This window comes from Streptococcus sanguinis, assembly GCF_050222175.1.
Classification (GTDB): domain Bacteria; phylum Bacillota; class Bacilli; order Lactobacillales; family Streptococcaceae; genus Streptococcus; species Streptococcus sanguinis_M.
On the sequence record NZ_CP071420.1, the window covers coordinates 1,696,286 to 1,721,465 of the forward strand.

General features: G+C 43.5%; 27 protein-coding genes and 1 pseudogene. 4 read left to right on the top strand and 24 right to left on the bottom strand.

From position 1 onward, the window contains the following. Positions 1–148: 148 nt before the first annotated feature. The 21 genes and pseudogenes from J1C91_RS08270 to J1C91_RS08370 all read right to left on the bottom strand — a co-directional run bounded on the left by J1C91_RS08270 (position 149) and on the right by J1C91_RS08370 (position 19,050). The gene (locus J1C91_RS08270) at positions 149–841 is read right to left on the bottom strand and encodes a phosphoglycerate mutase (protein WP_002896114.1); all 693 of its coding nucleotides are present in this window, start codon (positions 839–841) and stop codon (positions 149–151) included. 149 nt (positions 842–990) lie between these two features. Further along, positions 991–1,731 carry a hypothetical protein gene (locus tag J1C91_RS08275; RefSeq protein ID WP_002910293.1) on the bottom strand — a complete coding sequence of 247 codons (741 nt, stop codon included), beginning with the start codon at positions 1,729–1,731 and terminating at the stop codon, positions 991–993. Positions 1,732–1,764: 33 nt separating this feature from the next. Beyond that, a complete protein-coding gene (locus J1C91_RS08280; protein WP_002910294.1) occupies positions 1,765–2,505 on the bottom strand; it encodes a hypothetical protein in 741 nt (246 codons plus the stop codon). A gap of 33 nt (positions 2,506–2,538) precedes the next feature. Continuing rightward, on the bottom strand, positions 2,539–3,285 hold the full coding sequence (locus tag J1C91_RS08285; protein WP_002910295.1) for a hypothetical protein: 747 nt from the start codon (positions 3,283–3,285) through the stop codon (positions 2,539–2,541). 467 nt (positions 3,286–3,752) lie between these two features. Continuing rightward, positions 3,753–4,196 (bottom strand): Fur family transcriptional regulator, encoded by a 444-nt coding sequence (locus J1C91_RS08290; RefSeq protein ID WP_002896119.1) that lies wholly within the window; start codon positions 4,194–4,196, stop codon positions 3,753–3,755. Between the two features lie 204 nt (positions 4,197–4,400). Then, the gene (locus J1C91_RS08295) at positions 4,401–4,721 is read right to left on the bottom strand and encodes a hypothetical protein (RefSeq protein WP_002896121.1); all 321 of its coding nucleotides are present in this window, start codon (positions 4,719–4,721) and stop codon (positions 4,401–4,403) included. 218 nt (positions 4,722–4,939) lie between these two features. Further along, entirely contained in the window at positions 4,940–7,981 is a 3,042-nt protein-coding gene (locus J1C91_RS08300) for an LPXTG-anchored SHIRT domain periscope protein (RefSeq protein ID WP_125439183.1), read from the bottom strand. A gap of 332 nt (positions 7,982–8,313) precedes the next feature. Then, entirely contained in the window at positions 8,314–8,589 is a 276-nt protein-coding gene (locus tag J1C91_RS08305; protein WP_002896125.1) for an HU family DNA-binding protein, read from the bottom strand. 112 nt (positions 8,590–8,701) lie between these two features. Then, a complete protein-coding gene (locus J1C91_RS08310; protein ID WP_125439181.1) occupies positions 8,702–9,535 on the bottom strand; it encodes a DegV family protein in 834 nt (277 codons plus the stop codon). A gap of 282 nt (positions 9,536–9,817) precedes the next feature. Then, positions 9,818–10,546, bottom strand: a complete 729-nt coding sequence (locus J1C91_RS08315; RefSeq protein WP_125439179.1) for a metallophosphoesterase — start codon at positions 10,544–10,546, stop codon at positions 9,818–9,820. Between the two features lie 52 nt (positions 10,547–10,598). Continuing rightward, on the bottom strand, positions 10,599–12,257 hold the full coding sequence (gene recN / locus J1C91_RS08320; protein ID WP_125439177.1) for a DNA repair protein RecN: 1,659 nt from the start codon (positions 12,255–12,257) through the stop codon (positions 10,599–10,601). Between the two features lie 8 nt (positions 12,258–12,265). Next, entirely contained in the window at positions 12,266–12,697 is a 432-nt protein-coding gene (locus J1C91_RS08325; protein ID WP_002910300.1) for an arginine repressor, read from the bottom strand. Next, positions 12,690–13,505, bottom strand: a complete 816-nt coding sequence (locus tag J1C91_RS08330; protein WP_002910302.1) for a TlyA family RNA methyltransferase — start codon at positions 13,503–13,505, stop codon at positions 12,690–12,692. Before J1C91_RS08330 ends, J1C91_RS08325 begins: the two co-directional genes overlap by 8 nt. Next, positions 13,498–14,373 (bottom strand): polyprenyl synthetase family protein, encoded by an 876-nt coding sequence (locus tag J1C91_RS08335; RefSeq protein WP_002910303.1) that lies wholly within the window; start codon positions 14,371–14,373, stop codon positions 13,498–13,500. Before J1C91_RS08335 ends, J1C91_RS08330 begins: the two co-directional genes overlap by 8 nt. After that, positions 14,370–14,582 (bottom strand): exodeoxyribonuclease VII small subunit, encoded by a 213-nt coding sequence (locus J1C91_RS08340; RefSeq protein ID WP_002896137.1) that lies wholly within the window; start codon positions 14,580–14,582, stop codon positions 14,370–14,372. The genes J1C91_RS08335 and J1C91_RS08340 overlap by 4 nt, the downstream gene beginning before the upstream one ends. Beyond that, positions 14,560–15,900, bottom strand: coding sequence for an exodeoxyribonuclease VII large subunit (gene xseA / locus J1C91_RS08345; RefSeq protein ID WP_002910304.1), 1,341 nt, complete (start codon positions 15,898–15,900; stop codon positions 14,560–14,562). Before xseA ends, J1C91_RS08340 begins: the two co-directional genes overlap by 23 nt. After that, positions 15,845–16,080: pseudogene (locus J1C91_RS08350) on the bottom strand (initiator RepB protein). The gene xseA and the pseudogene J1C91_RS08350 overlap by 56 nt, the downstream one beginning before the upstream one ends. Continuing rightward, a complete protein-coding gene (locus J1C91_RS08355) occupies positions 16,056–16,898 on the bottom strand; it encodes an NAD(P)H-hydrate dehydratase (RefSeq protein ID WP_002910305.1) in 843 nt (280 codons plus the stop codon). The pseudogene J1C91_RS08350 and the gene J1C91_RS08355 overlap by 25 nt, the downstream one beginning before the upstream one ends. 107 nt (positions 16,899–17,005) lie before the next feature. Then, on the bottom strand, positions 17,006–17,779 hold the full coding sequence (locus J1C91_RS08360) for an HAD hydrolase family protein (RefSeq protein ID WP_002910306.1): 774 nt from the start codon (positions 17,777–17,779) through the stop codon (positions 17,006–17,008). Continuing rightward, a complete protein-coding gene (locus J1C91_RS08365) occupies positions 17,776–18,630 on the bottom strand; it encodes a bifunctional methylenetetrahydrofolate dehydrogenase/methenyltetrahydrofolate cyclohydrolase (RefSeq protein WP_002921925.1) in 855 nt (284 codons plus the stop codon). The genes J1C91_RS08360 and J1C91_RS08365 overlap by 4 nt, the downstream gene beginning before the upstream one ends. Positions 18,631–18,819: 189 nt before the next feature. Next, complete coding sequence (locus tag J1C91_RS08370; RefSeq protein ID WP_002896146.1) at positions 18,820–19,050, bottom strand: DUF1797 family protein; 231 nt, start codon at positions 19,048–19,050, stop codon at positions 18,820–18,822. A gap of 250 nt (positions 19,051–19,300) precedes the next feature. Here J1C91_RS08370 and J1C91_RS08375 point away from each other — a divergent pair, with 250 nt between their 5' ends. Next, positions 19,301–21,571 (top strand): ATP-dependent Clp protease ATP-binding subunit, encoded by a 2,271-nt coding sequence (locus tag J1C91_RS08375; RefSeq protein ID WP_125439175.1) that lies wholly within the window; start codon positions 19,301–19,303, stop codon positions 21,569–21,571. Between the two features lie 48 nt (positions 21,572–21,619). Here J1C91_RS08375 and J1C91_RS08380 read toward each other — a convergent pair whose 3' ends face one another. Together J1C91_RS08380 and J1C91_RS08385 are read right to left on the bottom strand one after the other, a co-directional pair. Then, positions 21,620–22,234, bottom strand: coding sequence for a GyrI-like domain-containing protein (locus J1C91_RS08380; protein ID WP_002910309.1), 615 nt, complete (start codon positions 22,232–22,234; stop codon positions 21,620–21,622). A gap of 59 nt (positions 22,235–22,293) precedes the next feature. Next, positions 22,294–23,193, bottom strand: a complete 900-nt coding sequence (locus tag J1C91_RS08385; RefSeq protein ID WP_002910313.1) for a helix-turn-helix transcriptional regulator — start codon at positions 23,191–23,193, stop codon at positions 22,294–22,296. A gap of 224 nt (positions 23,194–23,417) precedes the next feature. Here J1C91_RS08385 and J1C91_RS08390 point away from each other — a divergent pair, with 224 nt between their 5' ends. Together J1C91_RS08390 and J1C91_RS08395 are read left to right on the top strand one after the other, a co-directional pair. Continuing rightward, the gene (locus J1C91_RS08390) at positions 23,418–23,867 is read left to right on the top strand and encodes an NUDIX hydrolase (protein WP_002910314.1); all 450 of its coding nucleotides are present in this window, start codon (positions 23,418–23,420) and stop codon (positions 23,865–23,867) included. A gap of 67 nt (positions 23,868–23,934) precedes the next feature. Beyond that, entirely contained in the window at positions 23,935–24,237 is a 303-nt protein-coding gene (locus J1C91_RS08395) for a DUF1827 family protein (RefSeq protein ID WP_002896152.1), read from the top strand. 26 nt (positions 24,238–24,263) lie between these two features. Here J1C91_RS08395 and J1C91_RS08400 read toward each other — a convergent pair whose 3' ends face one another. Beyond that, a complete protein-coding gene (locus J1C91_RS08400) occupies positions 24,264–24,698 on the bottom strand; it encodes a GNAT family N-acetyltransferase (protein WP_002910315.1) in 435 nt (144 codons plus the stop codon). A 22-nt stretch (positions 24,699–24,720) separates the two neighbouring features. Between J1C91_RS08400 and J1C91_RS08405 the strand changes: the two genes are divergently transcribed. Next, the gene (locus tag J1C91_RS08405) at positions 24,721–25,176 is read left to right on the top strand and encodes a MarR family winged helix-turn-helix transcriptional regulator (RefSeq protein ID WP_002910316.1); all 456 of its coding nucleotides are present in this window, start codon (positions 24,721–24,723) and stop codon (positions 25,174–25,176) included. Positions 25,177–25,180 lie beyond the last annotated feature (4 nt).

Sequence of the window (25,180 nt, forward strand, 5' to 3'; positions counted from 1 at the left end):
GATAGAAAATCTGAAAATATGGACGAGCTAAGAAGAAATCCGCTAAACCTCAGAACCTAAAAGACTTGCTAGCTAGGCTTCTAGTAATCCTTGTCCTTCCTCTCCGGAAAAGCAAAGAATCTGAGATTATTCTCAGATTCTTTTAAGCTTATTTTCCAAGGTAGTATTCTTTTACTACGTTCAATTTTTCGTCAAATTCGAATACCAATGGTGGGAAGTTTGGAATTTCCACATCCATGATTTCATCGTCAGACAATTGTTTGATGTGCTTCACAAGGGCACGGATTGAGTTACCGTGTGCACCTACAAAGACATTTTTGCCATCTTTCAAAGCTGGAGCAATCTTGTCTTCCCAGAATGGAAGAGCACGTTCCAAAGTCACTTTCAAGTTTTCAGCATCTGGAATAACTGAGTCGTCAAGTGAAGCATAACGACGGTCAGTGTGTGCTGAGTACTCATCATCACGTGGCATTGCTGGAGGCAATACATCGTATGAACGACGCCAGATATGCACTTGCTCATCACCAAATTGCTCAGCTGCTTCTGCCTTGTTTTTACCAGTCAGGCCACCATAGTGACGCTCGTTCAAACGCCATGATTTTTCAACTGGTACCCAAAGCTGATCAGCTGCTTCCAAAGCAAGGTTAGTTGTCTTAATCGCACGCTTCAATACTGAAGTGTAAGCTTGGTCAAACTCGATACCAGCTTCTTTAATCAGTTTACCAGCGTCGATTGCTTGCTGTGTACCTTTTTCAGACAAGTCAACATCAGCCCAACCAGTGAAAAGGTTCGCTTTGTTCCATTCAGACTCACCGTGGCGAGCAAAAACTAATTTTACCATTAGATGGATTCTCCTTTTATTTTCCGAGGCAGTCCCCGTTTATCTATTCTATTTTACAAAATTTTCGCCTAAAAAGCTAGCCTATTTCGTCAAATCAGACCTTTTTCAGCAAGAAAGCGCTTTTGTATTTCCGAGCAGAAACCTTTACCTTAGCACCCACCAGACAGATAAGCCTCATTAGCTTCCTTGAACCACCAAGTCCGTCTCCTGTCTATCAGTTGATGAATGGCCAACAAGCCTGCTACTATCCAGTTACAAAGCATATTGACAAAGACAAAGAGCTCTACTCCCTTAATCTGCTGGGCGGGAGTTAGCTGAATTTGCTTGACAATCAAAGATTCTCCTTCCATTTCGTAAAACTTAGGCATATAAGCACTTAATAAGATGATAACAAAGATAAAGAGAGTAAGCTGAACTGGCCAAGAATAAAGAATTTTATGAAAATGCTCAATCCTCAATGAGAAGGTAAAAAATCGCTTAACACGCTCTCTTGCTACAAAAAGGATAAATAAGGGAATGTAGCCAAAAAGTGTCACACTAAATAAGGTGGGATTATGAGAACTAGAAGGAATAAATCTACTAAATCCATAGTCGCCTGTCCATAGAAACCAGCCACCTATAACCTGTGGCAACCAATAAGATAGAATGATAATGAGCAGTGTTGAAGTAATCCCAATTTTGACACTCCATACTCGCTTCACTTTTTGATAAATCAGAAAAAGACGTGAGCGATCCACACTGTTTTGAGGAAGATTTTCCTTTATTAGCTTGCCACAGGAAGGACAAATAGGATAGTCCGATTCCCCTTCAAAAAGAAGATGACGGCATTCCAAAAAAGGCGATTCTCTGCTTCCTGATATCTCTTCCTCCCAATCTCTTCTCCAAAACATAAGACCTCCTAAAAATCAAAATTTCTCTTCATATCAACACCCGCCAGACAGATAAGCCTCATTAGCTTCCTTGAGCCACCAAGTCCGTCTCCTGTCTATCAACTGATAAATAAGCAGTAAGACAGATACAATCCAGATGGAGAGCATATTGACAAAGATGAAAAGTTCTACACCTTTAGCATGCTGGGCCGGAGTTAGGTAATCATACTTTGATATGTAATTATCTCCAATCACCTTGTAGACACCTGGCATTACTTGATTAATCCCAGCAAATACTGCCAAGAAAAAAGCTAGCTGCACAGGTAAGGAATAGATGATTTTATGAAAACGAACGAAGCCCAAAGAAAAGCTAGTGAAACGCCTAGAACGCTCTCCAATAAAAAAGAAGATAAAAAGAGGAAGATAAGCAATGTAGGTAAAGTCAGATACTAGCGGTGTATGAGGTGTAATAGGAAAAAAGTCTCTAAAACCATAGTCTCCATTCCTCAAAAGCCAATTACTAAAATCTATTGGAAAACTATAAGATATAAATGCAATTAGAGTGATTATAATAAGTTTCCATTTCATAATCCAGAGTCGCTTCACTTTTTGATAAATCAGAAAAAGACGTGAGCGATCCACACTGTTTTGAGGAAGATTTTTCTTTATTAGCTTGCCGCAAGAAGGACAAATGGGATAGCCAGCCTCATCCTCAAAGAGAAGATGTCGGCATTCAAAAAAAGGAGATTCTTCGCCGTCTGGCAATTCATCCAACCATTTCTTTCTCCAGAACATAAGACCTCCTAAAAATCAAAATTTCTCTTCATATCAACACCCGCCAGACAGATAAGCCTCATTAGCTTCCTTGATCCACCAAGTCCGCTGCCTGTCTATCAACTGATAAATAAGCAGCAAGCCAGATACAATCCATATGGAGAGCATATTGACAAAGATGAAAAGTTCTACACCTTTAGCATGCTGGGCGGGAGTTAGCTGGCTATGTTTACCTATAAAGACATCTCCTTCAACCCCATAAATCTTTGGCATAATAATATTAATGAAGCAAATAACAGCGATAAAAGTAACAAGCCGAACAGGCCAAGAATAAAGGATTTTATGAAAACGCTCAAATCCTAAAGAAAAAGTAGAGAAACGTTTAAAGCGTTCTTTGCCCATAAAAAAGATAAATAAAGGAATATAGCCTTCATAAGTAAAGCTAATCATTGTAGGCGTATGACGGCTAGCAATGAAAAAGCTAGAAAAGCCGTAATCTCCAGTGGTTAAAATCCAACGGCTTAAAAATTCTGGAAGAAAAATAGCTGGTATCACAAACAAAGCTGCTGAAAATTCCCTTCCAAATCTTACACTCCATACTCGCTGCATCTTCTCCCGTATCAGGTGCAGACGTGCTTTGTCCGCGCCTTTCTTAGGAAAATTCTCTTTTATGAGTCCACCGCAGGAAGGACAAATAGGATAACCCGCCTCATCCTCAAAGAGAAGATGACGGCATTCCAAAAGAGGCGATTCATCACTGTCTGACAACTCATCCAGCCATTTCTTTCTCCACCAGAACATAAGACCTCCTAAAAATCTACCCTACCCACAAAGTAATACCCCTTAAAGATTTCGATACTACAGACTTATGACGAATTTACCTATATTGTAAATCCTTCAGAACTCTTCGAATCTCTTTGTACAAGGATTTATTCTGCTTCCATTATATCAAAAGAGAATTTGACTGTAAAATAATAGCATAAGTATATAAGGGGTTGTGCTTAAAATATCTGATCTTGCTAAGTGCTGTACTTGACTAGGTACCAACGTCTCTAAGCTCAGATGATATCCTGCGAACATGCCTTGCTAAAACACATAGAAAAAGGCTAAGAGACATAAGTTCTAGCCTTACCTTTTATTAGTAATAGAATATTGGCGCAGTAGCCGATAGCTCAAAGTACTGCTTTGAAGTTGCAGATTGAATTTGCGAAGCAAGTCACAACTTTGTTCGTCTTTGAGACTCCAAAAACTCCTAATCATTCTCGCAGTCACACCGCCTCTTGCTGGCATTGGGGGCATAGGCCATAGACAGTCGTCTGGCTTTGGGTGATGTGGTAGCCAGTCTGCACTTCAGCCTCATGCTTCACATCAGGAAGTTCCAGCTCCATATCAGCGATACGGCCACATTTTTCACAGATGACATTGAGGTGCTGATGGCCCATAAAGTCAAAGTAGGTCGTCGTATCATTGCGAACCTTGAGCTCAGCGACAAAGCCCTCATCAATCAGAACCTTGAGATTATTATAGACTGTTGCCAGACTCATATTAGGAAAATTGGGCTTCAAGTCCTGATATATCATTTCAGCGCTAGGATGGTCATGACTTTGGATAATATAGTCAATTACCGCCTTCCGTGTTTCTGTAATACGCACGCCCTTGGCGCGCAAATGGCCAATTACTTGGTCAAAGTCATGCTGATGTTCTTGTTTCATTATTTGCTCCGTTATAGCCTCTCATCTAAGTCGTTACCATTATACCATGACTAGGCTTATTTGGCTATTAAGAATGATTGTAAATAAGCTAAAAAGAAAAAAGCAGGACAGAACTAACCAAAGTTCACCATCCTGCTTCTGCATGATTGCTTATCCATTTAAGGCAATGCAAGCTTTAAACTAGTATTTTTTTCAATCCTCGCTCTATGCTTGGAATCTCTTCAAGCTTGCTAAATAAAGAGAACCGCCTATGATAGAAAGAATAGCACCAATCCAGCCCAAGAAGTCATTAAAGGTAAAAATTCCACCTACAATCATCAAGATAGAGCCTGCTGGTCCCACACGATTGTCATCCTTATAGTAGACAATACCAGCAATTCCCAAAGCTAGGATTGCAATTTTCAGGATGTCAAATACACCTAGCATAAAATAAATAACCCAAATGAAGAAAGGCCACAAAAGTAGAATAATACCACCAATAAGCCCAACAAGTCCATTTACGAGTGCTAATGTTTTTGTCTTCATCAACAGTCTCCTTTGTATAATTTTTTACTAAAATAGTTTACCATACTTACTAGAAAAATACAAGCTTATTTTTAATTTTATGAAAAATTCAAGCATTTGACTGCTTATAATGCTTATCTTTCCTTGAAAAATAAAAAGCCTGCTATTCCCAACAAAAGTTGAGATAACAGACTTTTCATATATTCTAGATTTTCAAAGCTTTTTACTGAAGCTTAATCTTAGTCACGCTGACGTTTGGTCAAGCCAACTGCTCCTCCAAAAGTCAAGAATCCAAGAATCAGCATCCAGATAGATGTATCTTGGCCGGTCTTAGGCAGAATTCGTTTCTTGCCAATCTCTTTAACTTTAGCATCTACAAGCAAGCGGTTGGTTACATTCATACCTTCAGCTTGATTGCTGTAGCCTTCAACTTCGTCCTCGCGGACACTATAGATGATTTCTTTTCCATCCTTGAAGCGTGGCAGATTTTCAAAGCTGTATTTCCAGCCCATCGCCTCATCAACAGTTACGCTGATGCCTGTATCCTGTCCATCTGCAAGTAAGTGAACAAGGACACTCTGTGGTCGGCGACCTGCAGCGTTATCATTGTCAATCCAGATCACACTGCCAGTAAGCGTAGTTGAGTCAGCTGCGAAAGTCCAAGTACCGACAAAGTGAACATCTGCACCATTAATGGTTGTTTCGTTCTTGTTATATGACTGGAAGCTCCAAGCGCCATCAGATGTTTCAACTTCTGTCTTCACCGGCTGGGTTGGAGTGGCCTTAGTGCCATCTGCCAAGTTAGGCTTGTCGGATGGAAGTATATCTTTCACTGCTTGCGGCAATTCTTTACCTGCTGTTCCACTAACGAACTCGTGAGTAGCCTTATAAGTTGGCGCTGGAGTAAAGTCCCATGTTCCAACAAAGCGAGCGTCCGCTCCATTGATAGTCTCTTCTGCCTTATCGTAAGACTTAAAGGTCCATGTACCTTCGGTTGTTTTCACTTCTGTCTTCATCGGCTGGGTTGGAGTGGCCTTAGTGCCATCTGCTAAATCAGGCTTGTCGGATGGAAGCAAGGATTTCACTTCTTGTGGCAATTCCTTACCTGCTGTACCACTAACGAACTCATGAGTAGCCTTATAAGTTGGCGCTGGAGTAAAGTCCCAAGTGCCGACGAACTTCACATCTGCTCCGTTAATAATCTCTTCCGTCTTATCGTATGACTTAAAGGTCCAGGTGCCTTCGGTTGTCTTCACTTCTGTCTTCGATGGCTGGGTTGGAGTTGTCTTAGTGCCATCTGCCAAATCAGGCTTGTCGGCTGGAAGCATGGATTTCACTGCTTGTGGCAGTTCTTTACCTGCTGTACCACTGACGAACTCATGAGTAGCCTTATAAGTTGGCGCTGGAGTAAAGTCCCAAGTGCCGACGAACTTCACATCTGACCCATTGATGGTCTCTTCGTTCTTATCGTATGACTTGAAGGTCCAAGTACCGTCGGCGGTCTGCACTTCCGTCTTAGTTGGCTGTGTTGGAGTGGTCTTAGTACCATCTGCCAAATCAGGCTTGTCGCTTGGAAGCAAAGCTTTCACTTCTTGTGGAAGTTCCTTACCTGCTGTTCCACTAACGAACTCGTGAGTTGCCTTATAGGTTGGAGCTGGAGTAAAGTCCCAGGTACCAACAAAATGCGCATCTGCTCCATTAATGGTCTCTTCGTTCTTATCGTATGACTTAAAGGTCCAAGTGCCATCAGCGGTTTTCACTTCTGTCTTCATCGGCTGGGTTGGAGTGGTCTTAGTACCATTCTCCAGATTCTTTTCTGTTTCTGGTGTTAGGTCTTTGATTTCCTGCGGGAGTTCCTTACCAGCAGTGCCACTGACAAATTCATGTTTCTTTTCATAGAGCAAGTCAGTAGTAACTTGATTAGATGGTTCTGAAAGATTATCTACTTTCAAAGTCACTGTATTTTCAATCGTTGCAGCACCCTTTTCTGCTACTTTTTGATTGGTTGCAGTCTTGTAGGTAATGACTATATCCTGAGAAGAATTTGCTTTAACATACTCCGGTGTCATCTTGACCGTAACGGTCTGGCCTTTCTTTTCAATCGTGTAATCACGACCTTCCTGCCAGGCATTACCGCCAGCCTCAACCTTGAGCTCCTTGTAATCCAGACGCTCGTCAAAGGTTTCAGTCATCTCAATAGTAGTCGGGGTAGCCAAAATATCCTTACCAGGAACTGGAATCTTGAAGGTTCCCTTATAAGTCACCTCTTGACCTTCCTTAGCTGGAATCTTAACTGGATCCACTTCTAAGACTGGCTTGGGATCAACTTTTTCAATATAAAGACCAAAGACTGCCGAGCAAGCTTCTGTTGATAAATAACCGAAATTCAACGTGTTATCTGCAGAACGAACGGCCAAACCAGAGATGTTGTTTTCATTAGCAGCACCGCTAGTTGAAGTCGTTGCTTCCCAAATTGTCCGACCGCTCTGATCTGTTTGATTCAAAGCATTGGCATTGTTCATCAAGCGCTTATCAACAGCATTTTTATAATCATTAATATAGAAAGACTCTTTTAGACCAAAGCCGTCAACTACATCAATGTCAGTCGGTTTCATAACCAACTTCAAATCTGTATCCGAACCATCCGCATAGCGTAGCTCTGCTGTAACATCAGCCTCCACCCAGAAAGCTTTGTTCATAATGTTATTATGGGCCGCATCCACATATGGGATATTCCCAATCTCAAAAGCGCTTCTCTCCCACAACTCTGAAATAGAGAAAAATTCAACTGCATTTTTTTGAGCATCATTCATCTGAGCTTCTGCTGTAGATGAGTTCAGATAGTGGAGTGTTACCTTATTAAAAGTCAGATAGGCATCTACTTGTTTTCCATAAGCCGTTCCAACATTAGAGAACTTAAGAGAAAGCGGCTTATTAAAGACCTGATCTGCTTTTTGAGACTTGTCTACTTTGATGGTGAAATTTTCCATTTCTCCAGGATAAACTGCTCCCAGATACTCATAGTTTGGATTAGTCAAATGAACCTGTTCAATCGCCTCTGACTTAGAAAGAACACTGACATTGTTAACATTCAAGTCAAACTTATGAATATTCAACTTGGACAAATCCGTGCCATCCTTCAGCTCCTCCAAGGCAGACAAGGTCTGAATGGGGAGCAGAAAGATTGAAAAAAGCACAACAAATAATCCCATCAGCAAGCGAAATTTGCTGCCATAAGGATTAACAGGACGCAATGAGCCCTGAAGTGGTTTCCATTTCATTTCTTACCTCCTAAACTTTTTCAATGATCTCGCAATCATTACACAAAAAGAAATGCTCTCTTCATTTTATCATAAACACCTATGATTTAAAAGCACTTTTGCTAAAATTTTAAACTTTTTATTTTAAGTCTTTAAAAAAGTTTGTCTCTTATCATTTTCTTTTGTTTAGAGACAAATTCCTTCACTTTAATGCAAAGTAAAAACTCCAAGAAAGTTCATAAATCAACTTTCTCGAATCACCTAAATCTTTTATTGAGCTCAAGAAATGAGAGCAAAAAGAAAAACCTGACATACTCGCCAGAGGCAAGTGTATCAGGCTTTATTAACCAAAATTATTTTACAGCGTCTTTAAGAGCTTTACCTGCTTTGAAAGCTGGTACTTTAGAAGCTGCGATTTTGATTTCTTTACCAGTTTGTGGGTTGCGGCCTTTACGTGCTGCACGCTCACGAACTTCAAAGTTACCAAAACCGATAAGTTGAACTTTTTCACCTTTTGAAAGGTACTCAGTTACAGCTGCGAATACAGCGTCAACTGCTGCTGCTGAATCTTTTTTAGTCAATTCTGTAGCTTCTGCTACTTTTGCGATCAAATCTTGTTTGTTAGCCATTTAACAAATCCTCCAAATTTTTTCTGGGTTAATAACCCTAACAAATATTATCATATCTAAAAAAAGCATTCAGGTCAAGTACTAAACCGCTATTTTCTAAATTATTATGGTTTTATTCGTAACGAATCAGCACAGCCCAAGCATTTTCCCCTGTATGTGTCTGAATAATAGACCCCGTTTCCAGCACTGAAATAGGTTTCTTGACATACGGCTGTAAACTTTCCTTCATTTCTAGCGCCAATTCTGGACTGCCTGCATAGGAAATTCCAATCTCAGCCATTTGCTTGTTTTGCAGACTTACTATCAAATCATCCAGCCATTTCTTAAAGGTCTTAGCACCCCTCCCCTTGACAATGGGCTCTAGCTGATGGTCCTTCATTTGCATGATAACCCGGATATTAAGCAAGGAGCTAATCAGACCGGAAACTCGACCTATGCGGCCTCCTTTAACCAGATTTTCTAAGGTAGAAAGACCGATGTAGAGTTCTGTCTTTTCTTTCACTTCCTCAATTTTAGTCAGAATCTCCTCTAGGCTAGCTCCTTCTTTGGCCAGTTTAGCTGCTTCAGTGACCTGAAACTTCATAGCCTGATCAGTGAAAGAACTATCAACAACCGTTACATCAGCATTAGCCAGAGTCGCTCCCTGACGGGCCGCTTCAACAGTTCCTGACAAGGCATGAGACATGTGAATGGAAATAATCTGTGCTCCATCCTCTGCCAAACGCTCATAAACATCAGCAAAGACTCCGACAGGCGGCTGGCTGGTTTTAGGAAGATTGCGACTAGACTGCATAAGACGAAGAAACTCACCTTCCTCTAGGTCTGCATCCGAATAGACCACCCCGTCCACCATAACAGAGAGAGGCACAATTGTAATGTCTAATTCCTTAGCAACCTCCGGTTCAATGGTTACGGATGAGTCAGTTACGATTTTTATTTTTGTCATAGATTTCCTACTCTGTATCTAAAATTTAACTTGTTATTACACTACATTATACCAAATTTTTATGGTTTTGTGGGGGAATATTCGCTAAAATCACAGCTCAGGCCAAGCGTTTCCTAAATTTAATCTGCTTGTTTTAGTTTTTTAATCTTTTTGCGCTTCTTTAAAATTAGATGAAAAAGTGTTTACATGCTGCTTTTTTAGCTTTATGGGAGGAAATTTGGGAAAAAAGCTGATTTTCAGAGAGAATCTCAACAAAAAAAGATTGGATTTTCCCAATCTTTTTCAGTCTTCGGCTACCAAACCATCATTTTTTATGGCATACCGCTCTATGATGCCATTATGACCAAAGAAAACTCCGTGGAGGACTCCGCCATAAACAGCTCCGCCATCCATGCCAATCTTACCATCGTCAGTCATCCATAGCTGATCAGTTCCCGGTGCCTTATGCAAGAGGTAAAATGTCGGTGTATGGCCAAAGACAATCGTTTTGCCAGTCTGATTGCTGCCTTCGTGAAAAGGAGCACGAATCCAAACCTTTTGATAATCACTGGTTTCTCGCCAGTCTTTCAGCTCCAAATCTAGACCAGCATGAACAAAAATGTACTGTTCCGTCTCCAATAGGAAAGGCATCTGGCGAATAAAATCTACTAAATTGGCCGTCTCCGTCTTGACACGTTCCGCGTCTGCTACTCCATCTACAGGAGCATTAAGAGGTCGGCCTAAAAGCGAATTAATCGTCGTATCTCCGCCATTGCGTCGGTAGTGGTCATAAGACTTTTCAGGATTATCCAGCCAGGTCAGAAACATATACTCATGATTGCCAGAAAGACAGATAGCTCCTTTCTGATCCACTAAATCCTTGACCCGCTCCAAAACCGCTCGGCTGTCCTCGCCACGATCTATCAAGTCCCCTAGAAAGACTAGTTGGCTGCGACCGTCCCAATGCTGGATCAGCTCATCCAGCATACCAGCCTTGCCATGGACATCACCGATTGCAAAATGTTCTGTCATACTCGTCACCTCCTAAAGGAGACCGAAACACTAGTGTCTCAGTCTCGATTGTTTATTTCTTTAATAATTCTCTGGCTTGAGTCAAAGCAGCCTCCGTCACATCTTCGCCAGCCAGCATCTTAGCAACTTCCTGAACACGCTCGTCAGCCGTCAGCAAGCGAACCGTTGAGACGGTTGAATTCTCATCCGAAATCTTCTCAATAAAGAACTGATAATCGGCAATCGCAATAACCTGCGGCAAATGGGAAATAGCCAAGACTTGGCCGTTGGAGCCAATCTTGTGAATCTTCTGAGCAATAGCTTGGGCCACTCGGCCAGAAACGCCCGTATCCACTTCGTCAAAGACAATGCTGGTCTTGCCTTCCTTACGAGAAAAGGCAGACTTGATAGCCAACATGAGACGGGAGAGCTCCCCGCCAGACGCAACCTTCACCAAAGGTTTGAAATCCTCGCCCGGATTTGCTGAGATGTAAAACTCTACTTGTTCATTGCCTTCACGGTTGAACTTGCCCTTACTGAACTGCACTTTAAAGCGCGCCTTTTCCATATAGAGGTCTTGCAGCTCTTGCTTGATTTCTGCTTCCAGCTGGGTTGCTAGCCCGTGACGAGCCTGACTCAGCTCCTGGGCCAGCTCTACCAGCTCTCTCTCCAAGACCTTCAGCTCTCGATCCATATCCTCTGAGGACAAGTTACTTCCAGTTAAAAGGCTGTATTCTTTGGAAATCTGAGCAAAGTAATCCAGCACATCATCTGCTTGGCCGCCGTATTTACGCGTGATGCTGTTAATCAAGTCTAAGCGACTCTCCACCTGCAGCAGCCGATCTCCGTCAAAGTCCAGTCCATCTAAAATATCCTCTAGGCGCTTGCTGACATCTTCTAAGACATAATAAGTCTCTGACAAGCTGCCGGAAAGCTCCTTGTAGGCTGGATCGTAATCCTCGATAGACTCAAGGTCATTCATAGCTGAGCGGACATTAGTCAGACTGGAAAAATCTTCATTATCCAGCATAGTATAGGCGTTCATCAGCGTATCGGCAATAAGCTTGTGGTTGAGCAAACGGTCTCGCTCCTGGTGCAGGGCAGTATCTTCACCGCTTTTGAGGGCGGCACTTTCAATCTCCGCCATCTGAAACTCCAGCATCTCAATCCTGGACTTATGCTCCTGCTGATTTTTCTGCAAAGTCAGGACTTGCTTGCGCAGACTTCGATAGCGGTCAAAGGTTTCCTGATAGCGGCCTTTGAGATTTAAAAAGTCTGCTGTTCCAAACTCGTCTAACATAGCAATATGAAGCTGAGGTCTCATCAGTTCTTCCTGATCATGCTGACCATGGATATCCACCAAGTGCTGGCCAACAGCCTTTAGAACAGACAGATTAACCATCTGACCATTGATACGGCTGACACTGCGGCCATTTTGCAGAATTTCCCGACGGATAATTAGCTCATCGGTCAGCTCCCAGCCCTGCTCCTCAAAAATCTCTCGCAAAGCTCTGCTATTTTCCAGCGAAAAAAGTCCCTCTATCTCAGCTTTGGGTGCCCCATGACGAATAACATCCGTTGTAGCACGGCTGCCCAGCATCATGTTCATCGCATCAATAATAATAGACTTGCCGGCTCCGGTTTCCCCGGTCAAAACCGTCATACCTTGCTCAAAATTAAGGGAAATCTCCTCAATAATGGCAAAATTTTTAATCGAAATTTCTAATAACATAGGCTTTCCTACCAATGGTGAATGATGGTTGCAATCCTTGCAGCTGCTTCCTCTGTCATCATAACCATCAAAATGCTGTCGTTGTCTGCCAAGATACTGAAAATATCCTCAGCAAATTCATTTCTAAGATGACGCTTGACCAGTGCTGTGCTCCCCGGTACCAGGCCGAGATTGATCATATTTCCCAAAACCTGACAGGACAGGATGTTATTTTCGGCCAAGCCCAGACTGCTGGTCATGGTCTTAGGCAGCTCGTAGATATAGGTGTTATCCTTGAGCGGTATCTTGACAATGCCCAGCTCTTTGATATCCCTAGAGACCGTAGCCTGCGTCGCTGTAATCCCAGACTCCCTGAGATGTTCTACAATTTCCTCCTGTGTGCCAATGTCATAGTCACTGACAAACCGTCTAATCTTTTCTAATCTATCCTTCTTATTCATCCTTAAATTCCTTGTGTGCTGCCTCTACGACAGCTGTCATCATAGCTGAATCAAGAGGTTGCGGCTCTGTGCTCTTTTCTAAATAGGCCAGAAATTCTACATTGCCCTGACCGCCCTGAATAGGCGAAAAATCCAGTCCCCTGACAGAAAAGCCAGCTTCTATCATAAATGCTGTGACCTTATCCAGAACTGCCAGATGGACCTTTTTATCCTTGACAATCCCTTTTTTACCAATCTGCTCGCGGCCTGCTTCAAACTGGGGCTTGATTAAGGCAACAACTTGCCCATCCTGAGCCAAAATCTCATGCAGAGCTGGCAAAATCAAACTCAGCGATATAAAGCTGACGTCAATACAGGCAAAGCTAGGCTCCTGTTCAAAGTCAGTCCTTTGGGCATAGCGAAAATTGAACTGCTCCATGCTGACAACCCGCTCATCCTGTCTGAGCTTCCAAGCCAGCTGATTAGTACCGACATCTACTGCATAGACCAGCTTAGCTCCGTGCTGCAGCATGACATCTGTAAAACCGCCAGTCGAAGCTCCGATATCCAAGGTCACTCGGTCAGTGACCGAAATATCAAACACTTGCAAAGCCTTTTCTAGCTTGAGGCCGCCTCGGCTGACATATCTGAGTTTCTCGCCTTTTAAGCGCAGCTCTGTGACTGCGTCAATCTTTTCACCAGGCTTGTCAAAGCGCTGGCCATTGGCTGCAGCAATAACCAGTCCAGCCATTACACCACGCTTAGCCTGCTCTCTGGTCTCAAAGAGCCCTTGTCTGTAGGCCAGCACATCTACTCTTTCCTTAGCCATTCAATCTCAAACTTTCTATTATCTTTTGAATTTCTTCGCTTGAAAACTCTGTCTTTTCTTCCAAGTCTTTCAGAATATCCACAGCTTCATCAAGGGTCTGATTGAAAAAGTTCTTAGCTCCATCCAGTCCCAGAAAGGCTGGATAAGTCGACTTGTCCGCAGCTAAATCTTTCTGCGGGGTTTTACCCAGCTCTTCAAAGCTGGCTGTCACATCCAAAATATCATCCCGCACTTGAAAAGCCAACCCTAAGAGCTCTCCAATCCTACGAAGCTTGTCTTGAACGGACTGCTCGACCTCAGCAATCAAACCAGCTGCGACAAAAGGATACGTCAGAAGTTTTCCAGTCTTATTGGCATGAATGGTTTTTAAGTCTTCCAGCCTAATTACTTGGCCTTCGCCTTGCATGTCCAGAACTTGACCAGCAACCATACCAAAGCTCCCTGCTGCCAGAGACAACTCAGAAATCAAGTCCACCTTGACCTGACTAGGCAGCTCGGCCCTTGCCAATAGTCCATAGGGGTCCAAAAAGAGAGAATCACCTGCCAAAATAGCCATATCCTCTCCAAACTTCTTATGGCTAGTCAAGCGGCCTCGGCGATAGTCGTCATCATCCATAGCCGGCAAATCATCATGGATAAGGCTGCCAGTGTGAATCATCTCAAGAGCCGCCGCAACCTGATAGTGGGCCTCAGTCAGCTCTAGGCCAAAAGCTTGAATCAACCCCAATAGCAGTAAGGGACGAATTCGCTTGCCGCCAGCCTTCACCGAGTACAAAATAACTTCAGTCAAATCCGGCGAAACTTGCTGAGACTTATAAAAATCCTCAATCGTCAGACCAATCTTTTCGAGTTTCTCGTTTCTTGTCATTCCATTTCCGTTTCTGTGCCGTCTGCCTGCATGACCTTAACTAAGGTCTTTTCTGCCTTGTCCAGACTAGCCTGGAGTTCCTTTGAAAGCTTCATTCCCTTTTGAAATTCCGCAATCGCCTCTTCCAGCGCTACATCACCATTTTCCAGCTTTTGGACAATGACTTCCAAGTCTGCTAAGTTTTCTTCAAATTTCTTTTCTTTGGACATGTTTTACCTCTACTTCCAGTTGCCCATCCCGCATAAGCAGGGTCAGCTCATCTTTTTCTTCAATGCCTGCACTTGACTCGACAACCTTTTGATTCTTTTGGACAATAGCATAGCCACGCGCCACGATTCGACTGGTATCCAGCATAAGTAAGGCCTCAGACAATCTCCTGACTTGAGCCACCTTGTTATCATAAATGACCGCCATATTGCTGCGCAGCAAACGCTCCAGCTGGTCAGTCTGCTCTTGAAAACGCTGAACGCGACTGAGCGGATTCAATGCTTCCAAACGATGCTGCAAGATTTTGACCCGCTGTTGCTCTTCACTATAATATTCGCGAATTTTTTGCTTCAGTCGCAGGTTGAGCTGGTCTAATTTCTGCAGATGGCCATCGTAAAGACGCTCTGGCTGTCGGAAGATAACCGACTGGGTCAGTTTATTCAAGCGCTCTCGATAATAGCTCAGACGATTGGAAATCGCTCGTGACATGCGGTTTTCCTGCTGCTGCAAATGTCCCAGCAGGTCTAGCTTGGTGACTGGTGTGGCTAGTTCAGCCGCAGCCGTTGGAGTGGCAGCCCTGCGATCTGCTACAAAGTCCGCCAAGGTCGTATCAGTCTCATGGCCGACACTAGAAATAATAGGAATCCGAGACTCAAAAATAGCCCGAACTGTTTCCTCTTCGTTGAAAGCCCAGAGATCTTCGATAGAACCGCCACCTCGACCAATAATCAGTACATCCAAATCCGACCGCTCATTGGCCAGTCTGATGTGGTCAGCAACCTGAGCTGCAGCACCATCTCCCTGCACTTTTGTCGGATAAAGGACAATCTCCACTCCCGGAAAGCGACGGCTGACCGTCGTGATAATATCCCGGATGACCGCTCCGCTGGGACTGGTTACGACACCGATTTTCTTAGGAAATTGGGGCAAGGCTTGCTTGAATTTATCTTGAAAAAGCCCTTCTTCTCCCAGTTTTTTCTTGAGCTGTTCAAACTGGATAGCCAAGGCTCCTATACCATCCGGTTCTGCCTTTTCAATGATAATAGAATAGGAACCGCTCGGCTCATAGAGCTGCACCCGGCCAATCACATTGATTTTCATGCCTTCTTCCAGCTCAAAGCCCAGCTTCTGGTAGACACCAGACCAAATCGTAACCTGAATGACGGCCTTCTCATCCTTCAATGAGAAATACTGGTGATTGGGACGGCGGCGGAAATTGGACACCTGGCCAGTCAGATAGACCCGCTCCAAATAAGGATCCCGCTCAAACTTCATCTTCAGATACTTGGTCAAGGTCGAAACCGACAAATACTCTGGCATGCCCTTTTCCTTTCTTTTCTAGTTTTTCCGTAACTTTTATTATAACAAAAAACTGCATAAAAAACCGATTACAAAGTCTAAAAATTCCCTGAAAAGCAAGAAAAAACTGGGCTTACACAAAAGAAACCCAGCTGACTTAAAACCCAAGAAAAAGTCTACCGACTCATCTCCTTCATCCACTTTGGAATGACCCTGCTGATTGCCGTTGGCAGGACGACATAGGCTTCCTGACTCAGTTCATCTGCGATAAGCGAGTGAAGAAGGGTTGCAGCCGCCACTCGCTCAAAGAGACTGCTTGACTTGAACTGTCCTGCAAAAGCAGCAATCATACCTGCCAGCGTATCCCCCATTCCGCCAGTTGCCTGATAAGGTCCGCCTGCTGTCAGCTCAAAGGCCTGCTCTTGCCCGCTTTGATAGATTTTCGTTCTATGCTTTTTCTGTACGACGATACTGCCCAGAGGCAGCTGGTTGACCGCTGCCTGATTGGCTGCCGCTGTCTGATCTGACAAACTTAAACCCGATAAGCCTTCCCACTCCTTCTGGTGAGGGGTAAAAACTGTTTGGGCTTTTGGAAATGGCAAAGCTGCTTTACTAAAGAGTGAGATGGCGCCGCCATCCATGATGAGTATCTGCTGTTCTGCCACAGTCTGGATTACCTTTTGTAGGATATCTAGACCTAGTTGATTCTCTGCTAGGCCTGGACCAATCAAGACTAGATCTGATTTAACCATCTGCTCTGTCAATCGGCCTTGCTCCTCTAGGTCAAAGGCCATGGCCTCCGGCAAATGACTGTGCAGAGGGGCGATATTTTCTCTATTTGTAGCAACAGTCACCAGACCTGCTCCGCTATTGACCGCAGCCAAAGCTGTCATGATAATGGCGCCCCCATAAGGATAGGTCCCTCCAATCAGTAAAAGACGACCGTAATCGCCCTTATGACTATCCAAGGGACGTTCCCTAATGACTCTTTTTAAAATATTTTCAGCATTTTTTGACATGATATTCTCCTAGACCAACTTCATCCTGCACTTGTCTCAAGATGACCAAACCTATCTTCATTATACACCAAAAGGCACCTAAACAGGTGCCTCGTATCGCAGAAAAGTTATTTTTCTCGGAAATCTGCAAATTTTTGTAAGATTCTTGCTGCGACTGCCTTGGGTAAATTTTCCTGAAAGGCAACCTGCTCATCCGCATAATCTCTCAAGCCTGAGAAATCCCCAACCTGCACAGCATAGAGAGAATTCTTAAAGAGCTGGATATCATTTTGATCATTACCAAAAGCCACATAATCCGAACCGCAGAGTTCCTTTACAGTTGAAGCTTTATTGGTTTCAGCCGGATTGATATAAAAACATTTCTCATGTTCATGATAGTCTAGACTCAGATTGGGCAAGTTTGCAAAACGAGCCTGTAAATCGTCTAAGAGCTGCTCATGATTCCCCATGTAAATAACAAGCTTAATAGGATGCTGGAGTTCAGTCAGTTCCAGCTGTCTTGCACGCTTGAGAGGATCTACACTGGCAATAAAAGGGATTTTTTCTAAAATCTGACCGCTGTAGTCAAAAGTATTATCAACGAAAAAAGGCAAATTATAGGTCAAACAAGTATCTAGAATGGCTTGATAACTCGACTGATGCAGCTGGCGCTCAAACATCAGCTGTCCCTTCTGATAAGCTACTCCGCCGTTCAGGCCAATCACTATCTGCTGGCTCAATTCCGGACCCAATAATCCCAGACAATCTCGATAGGAGCGCGCCGAAGCAAACAGAACTTCATGATCAAACTGAGGAGCCGTCAGCAGAACCTGCTTAATCTCCTCATCAATCGTCATATAATCAAAGGACAAGGTCCCATCCAAATCAAAAACAAATTTCATGATTCAAGACTCCGTTTAAAGGCTTGGTAAGTCTGCTCCATCAGCATGGTAATGGTCATAGGCCCAACACCTCCAGGTACAGGGGTAATCAGACTGGCAAGTTCAGACACTTCATCAAACTTAACGTCGCCAATCAGCTTGCCATTTTCATCTCGGTTCATACCGACATCAATGACAACGGCCCCCTCCTTGACAAAGTCCTTGGTCACAAAATGTCCACGTCCGATAGCGACCACCAAAATATCTGCCCGCTTAGCAGTCTTGGCTAGATTGTGGGTCCGCGAATGTGTTAGAGTAACCGTCGCATTCTTAGCCAAAAGCAGCTGAGCCATGGGCTTACCAACAATATTACTCCGCCCGATGACGACCGCTCGCTTGCCTTCCAGTTCAACGCCATATTCATGGAACATTGCCATAATGCCTGCAGGAGTAGCCGGAATCATAACCGGATGGCCGCTCCATAGCTTGCCCATATTAAGCGGATGAAAGCCATCAACATCCTTGTCTGGATCAATGGCCAGCAGCACAGCTTCATCATCAATATGCTCAGGCAAGGGCAGCTGGACCAAAATGCCATGCCAGTCAGGATTTTGATTATAAGTTTCAATCAAGCTCAAGAGCTCTTCCTGGCTGGTCTCTTCTGGCAGACGTTCTACCTTACTCCGAAAGCCAGCAGCCAAGGCTGAGCGCTCTTTATTACGTACGTAGATTTGACTGGCTGGATTATTTCCCACCACAATCACTACCAAGCCCGGTACCTGACCTGTCTTTTCTTTGAGGCGAGCCGTTTTTTCAGCTAATTTTTTCTGAAGCTTCTCTGCTAAACCTCTACCATCAATAATCTGGGCCATGTCATTCTCATTTCTTTTTCATTATTTTTTTCATTATACCAAAAAAATCTGTGCCCAGCCTATAACTTTTTCTTATACAAAGTTATAAGACGAGGATTCATTGGCAGCTAGTGGTAAAATTTTCAGACCTACTAAATCATTTTCAAAACAAGATAAAAAGTGCAAAAATAAAAAGCAGCTAAGTGCTTTTTAGTAGAGTAATTCATAAATTTCCATTGCAATCAAATCGATGCTGTCGAAAGTATAGGTCTCACGCGCTGCAACGTCACGCAAGGTGAAGACAGAGCCGTTTTCTTCGTCATAACTGTAAGCTACTTCTGCTACAACCACTCCTTCACGCTCAAAATTACGTTTCAAATTTCCGCCATCCTTAGCCATAGCTTCTAAGCGGTTAATAATTCTAACTAAATGTGATTCCATTTTGTTTCTCCTATTTACTTAGTTCCCTCTTATTTTACCATAAATAGCTGCTGAAATACCACTAAAAGCCAATTTTTTGCAATTTTTCAAGAATTTGTTTTCATTCTGCTCGGTCTAAGGGAGGATTTTGTAGTAAATTCTTGCAAAGTTCGAGAATACTGATATAATGAAACTATAAAACTTTGACTATTTTTGACCTTTAATTATTTCTATTAAATAGCTTGCACACTAAAAGAAAAGAGGTATCTGCATGCTTTGCCAAAATTGTAAAATCAATGAATCTACGATTCACCTTTATACCAACGTAAATGGCCACAAACAGCAGGTGGATTTGTGCCAAAACTGCTACCAAATCATGAAAACAGACCCTGAACATTCCTTGTTCGGCGGAATTACTAATGCCAACAATCACGGAACAGATCCTATCGATGACTTCTTCAACGGCCTCAGCAATTTTCAACAGTCTCAGGAACCAGCTACTCCTCCTACCCAATCTGGCGGAGCCTATGGAGGCGGTGGCGGCTACGGCTCCAATCCAAGCAAGGGTGGTCAGCCTCAGCCAAGTCCGCAAAAGCCAAAAGGCCTGCTGGAAGAGTTTGGTATCAACGTGACTGAGTTGGCTCGCCGAGGCGAGATTGATCCTGTTATTGGCCGTGATGAAGAAATCGTCCGTGTCATTGAAATCCTCAACCGCCGCACCAAAAATAATCCTGTTCTCATAGGGGAGCCCGGAGTCGGAAAAACAGCCGTGGTGGAAGGCCTGGCCCAGAAAATTGTTGATGGCGATGTGCCTCATAAACTCCAAGGCAAGGAAGTTATCCGCCTAGACGTTGTCAGCTTAGTACAGGGAACTGGTATCCGTGGCCAATTTGAGGAGAGAATGCAGAAGCTCATTGATGAGATTCGTTCTCGTCAGGATGTCATTCTCTTTATTGATGAAATCCATGAAATTGTCGGAGCAGGCTCTGCTGGCGATGGCAATATGGACGCTGGGAACATCCTCAAACCAGCTCTGGCTCGCGGTGAGCTCCAGATGGTCGGAGCAACCACTCTCAATGAATACCGTATCATTGAGAAGGATGCTGCACTGGAGCGCCGCATGCAGCCCGTTAAGGTAGACGAGCCGACGGTAGAGGAAACGATTACCATCCTCAAAGGAATTCAGAAAAAATACGAAGACTACCATCACGTCAAGTACACAGATGCGGCTATTGAAGCTGCTGCGCTTCTCTCCAACCGCTACATCCAAGACCGCTTCCTGCCAGACAAGGCTATTGACCTCTTGGATGAGGCCGGTTCTAAGATGAATCTGACCCTCAACTTCGTTGACCCCAAGGTCATTGACCAACGTCTGATTGAGGCCGAAAACCTCAAGGCTCAAGCAACCCGTGACGAAGATTTCGAGAAAGCAGCTTACTTCCGGGACCAGATTGCCAAGTACAAGGAACTCCAGCAGACAAGTGTACTGGATAAGGATACTCCGATTATTAGCGAGAAAACGATTGAGCACATCGTAGAGCAAAAGACCAATATCCCAGTTGGCGACCTCAAAGAAAAAGAACAGTCTCAACTAGTTAATCTCTCTAGTGACCTAAAGGCCCATGTCATCGGCCAAGACGATGCTGTGGATAAGATTGCCAAGGCCATCCGTCGCAACCGGGTCGGACTAGGAAGTCCTAATCGCCCAATCGGCAGCTTCCTCTTTGTCGGACCAACTGGTGTCGGTAAGACTGAGCTGTCTAAGCAACTAGCCATTGAGCTCTTTGGCTCGGCTGACAGCATGATTCGCTTTGATATGAGTGAATACATGGAGAAACACAGCGTGGCCAAGCTGGTCGGTGCACCTCCGGGCTATGTCGGCTATGATGAAGCTGGTCAATTGACTGAGCGCGTTCGCCGCAATCCTTACTCACTCATTCTACTGGATGAGGTGGAAAAGGCCCATCCCGATGTTATGCACATGTTCCTGCAGGTTCTAGATGATGGCCGCCTGACCGATGGTCAAGGCCGGACCGTCAGCTTCAAGGACACCATTATCATCATGACATCCAATGCCGGAACTGGCAAAGCTGAAGCCAGCGTTGGCTTTGGAGCAGCGCGTGAAGGCCGCACTAACTCCGTTTTGGGTGAATTGGGGAACTTCTTCAGTCCTGAGTTTATGAACCGCTTTGACGGCATTATCGAATTCCAGGCGCTCAGCAAGGACGATCTGCTGCAAATCGTCAACCTGATGCTGGACGATGTCAATCAACGTTTGGCAACCAACGACATTCATCTGGATGTTACAGAGAAGGTCAAAGAAAAATTGGTTGACCTGGGCTACAATCCAAAAATGGGGGCTCGCCCACTACGCCGTACCATTCAGGACCATATCGAAGATGCTATTACTGACTTCTATCTAGAAAATCCAAGCGAAAAAGATCTCAAAGCTATTATGACCAGCAATGGCAAGATTCTCATCAAGTCAGCCAAGAAAACTGAAAGCACAGAGTCCGTTCATTCATCTCAAGAAGAAAAATAAATGTCGACAAAATAGAGCAGAAAACAGTTAGTTTTCTGCTCTATTTCTTTATTGATTTTTCTGAACCCTATAGCGCAGAATTGTTTTCAGCTTGCTAGGGTCTGTCCGATTCAGATTATTGAGATAGATTTCCCTATGAGTGTGTGAAATCCGTGTCAGCTGGTGATTCTGGCAAAAGGCATCCATTTTAGCGAAGGATTGAGGTTCTTCATCAAAAGGTCCTAGGTGCAGCATGGCGATACACGCTCCTTCCGTCATTTCTTCAAAGCGAATCTCATCATAGAGAGGATTAGGCTTTTTGACACGGACTTGTTCCAGAGCCTTTTTCACCATCTCTCCAGTGATAAAGTCTGGCTGCCCAATCATAATAGTATAGATCAATTCTTCTTTAATGAGTTCTCCTACTCGCTCTTGCTGCCAAAGTCCTTCCAAGGGATAGACTGTAAAATCAGTAAATTCTTTCTCGGCCGCTGTCTTTTTGTAGTTCATCTTGATAGCATAGGCTAAACTGTACAGAGCACCAACTCGTTCCGAAAAGTCAGCAGCATTAGGATTGCCCTTGCCGTCAATCATGATAAAAGACTGGGCAGGAACATCTATGAGACAGGGTTCAGACTTGATTTGATATATTTCTCGATTGGCTTTTCTCCATTCATATTTCATGAGAGAGCCCTCCTTTCTTTACTACAAACAGTATAGCAAAGAAAAGCTGACAACCTCTGTCAGCTTTTATAAATATCGGCAATAGCTTTTAACTTTTCTTTGAATTCTTCCCGTAACCGAGGCGGCTCCAAGATTTCAACTCCATCCAAAAAGGATAGCAAGTAGGCATAAAGACTATCGTGACTCGGCAAATGCGTTTCTACATAAAGGCTCGCATCACTCTCCTCTATCTCTGCTTCTGAAAACTCCTCGTACACTCGAAAGGCATGCTTCCGGTCAAATTTCAAGAGGACTTTTACAGTATCTCCTAGCCGCTCCTCAGGACTAAATTTCTCATCCAAGACTCTCTGCTTAAATCTTTCCTCTAACATCTGACAGTCTCTCATTCTGTTGAGTTTAAAAAAGCGGGGAGCTTGTCTTAAACGACAAAAGCCAGCAACATACCAATCTTGACTTTTAAATACTAACTTCAACGCCTCTATCCTGCGCTGTTCTCTTTCTCCACGCCCATTCAAGTAAGAAAATGACAAGACTCTTCTTTGCAAGATTGCTTGCTTAATGGTATCAAACAGTTCTTTCTGATCTGCTTTTTTGCGCCAGTCAGTGAAATCCACCTCTAGCCAGGATGTTGCCTGAACTTGAAACAAAGACTGCAACTTAGACAGGGTCTCTACTTGCTCGCCATCTGTTAAAATCTGCAAGCCTTGAAGAGCAGCTAATAGCTCATCCCTCTCAGACTCTGAAAATAAGGCCTTGTCTAAGACAAAATCCTTCATCAGAAAAATACCCCCGCCCTTGCCTGGGCTGCAATAGATGGGGATTCCTGCCAAACTCAGCTTGTCCACATCCCGATAGATGGTCCGAATAGATACTTCAAATAGTGAGGCCAATTCGGGAGCTGTTGTGCGGCCCTGCTCTAAAAGAAGATATAAGATTTTAAAAAGTCTGCTTTCTGTCATAAAACCACCTCGCTCCTATTATAACAATTTCTTCTAAAAATGTTTTACCATTCCTATAAAGAAGAGTTTTCTAAACGGTCGGAGGAAGGAATTTATTATTTGAAGGGGATTTCTTTCAAGGACTATCATTCTTTTTCTGTCCAATAAACCGAGTAAATTCTTGACAGCTGGTCCTTAGTCCATTATGATAGATAGTAAACTGACTAGAGATTGAGGATATTAGAATGACAAATCCAACCTTTGGTGAAAAGGAAGCAAATGTAGAATATGTGACCCGCTACGGAGTCTATGCCGTTATCCCAGACGAAAAGAAAGAAAAGATTATTTTGGTTCAGGCACCTAACGGGGCTTGGTTTCTGCCCGGTGGAGAGATTGAAGAGGGGGAAAACCATCAGACTGCGCTTGAACGCGAGCTGATGGAAGAACTTGGATTCACGGCCCAGCTTGGACGCTATCTTGGACAAGCTGATGAATATTTTTACTCCCGCCATCGCGACACCCATTTCTACAACCCGGCCTACCTGTATGAGGTCACCTCTTTCCAAGAAGTCCAAAAACCGCTGGAAGATTTCAACCAGCTTGCCTGGTTCCCAGTCGAAGAAGCTATTGAAACACTAAAACGCGGCAGCCATAAATGGGGTATCCAAGCTTGGAAAAATGCGCTTAAAGCTTAAAGAAATCATTCACAATTTATAGCAAACATGTTATAATAATAGCAGGTATAAAGCAGGAGGAAATCGTATGAAGCTTATTAATACAACAAACAGTCATGCTGACCTTGTCAAAAGCCAATTGGAAAGCACCGATGCGATATTAGTCGAAGTTTATTCTGCTGGAAACAGCGATGTTGTTTTTACACAAGCTCCTCTTCACTATGAAATCTTGATTTCAAACATGCACCGTGCTGTACGCGAACAGGAAATCGAAAAAATCAGAGAATTTTTCTTGAAGAGAAAAATTGATGCAAATGCTATTGATAGAGCTGCTATCCGCACGATTTACGCTAATAATCTAATCGAAATTTCCATTCCTGTGAAACAGTAAAAACTAAGGCAATCGCCTTAGTTTTTTTATTGTTTATAGATCATGGTAATGTGAGGTGTCGATTCAAAAATAAAGGGTTGGCCAACTGATTTGAAGCCATACTTTTCATAGAGAGCAGCCACCTGAACCTGAGCCTCTATTTCAATTTCCTTTCCTGGCCATTTCTCAGCACATAATTGCAAGATTTCTCTGATAAGCTGTCCTCCTAAGCCCTGTCCTCGTGCAGACTGAGCTGTGACTACTCGACCAAAGACCAAATGCTCTCCCTCTTCAAAGACACGGGCATAAGCATCAATTTCCCCTTGTTTATTAGCATGGTAAACATGCACTGCTTCTAGGTCCTTCTCATCCAGCTCATGATAAATGCGCTCCTGCTCCACCACAAAGGTGTCAATGCGAAGTTTTAAGATTTGATAAAATTCTATCGAGTTCAGCTCTGTTAATTTTTTCCTAGACCACATACTTGTTTCCTCTAACTTTTTAATGTATAATAAGTGCAAATGCAACTATCAAGGAGTTCCTATGGATTATCGTCAACTTTTCCGTCAAATGGGATTTATTTCCAGACAAGCCATGATGAAAATGAATCAGAAAGCCAGTAACTACTGCCTAGACAATAATTTATTTCTACTACTCATTCGTATCGTCGAAAATGAAGGTATCAGCCAGTCACAACTGGCAGAACTGGTGCAGATTGACAAGACTACTCTCAGCCGTTCTCTAGGAAAGCTGGAAGATAGAGGCTTGATTATCAAAAAGACCAAAGCTCAAAATAAGAAGTTCAAAGAGCTCTATCCTAGCAGTCAGGCTCTCAAACTCTACGACCAACTGATTGGTTTTGAAAATACCTACGCCAGTCAGGCTCTGCAGCAACTGACTTCCTCTGAGCTCTTTCAGCTCCAAAACATTTTGGCTAAAATAAGCACTCCTAAGTTATAAGTAG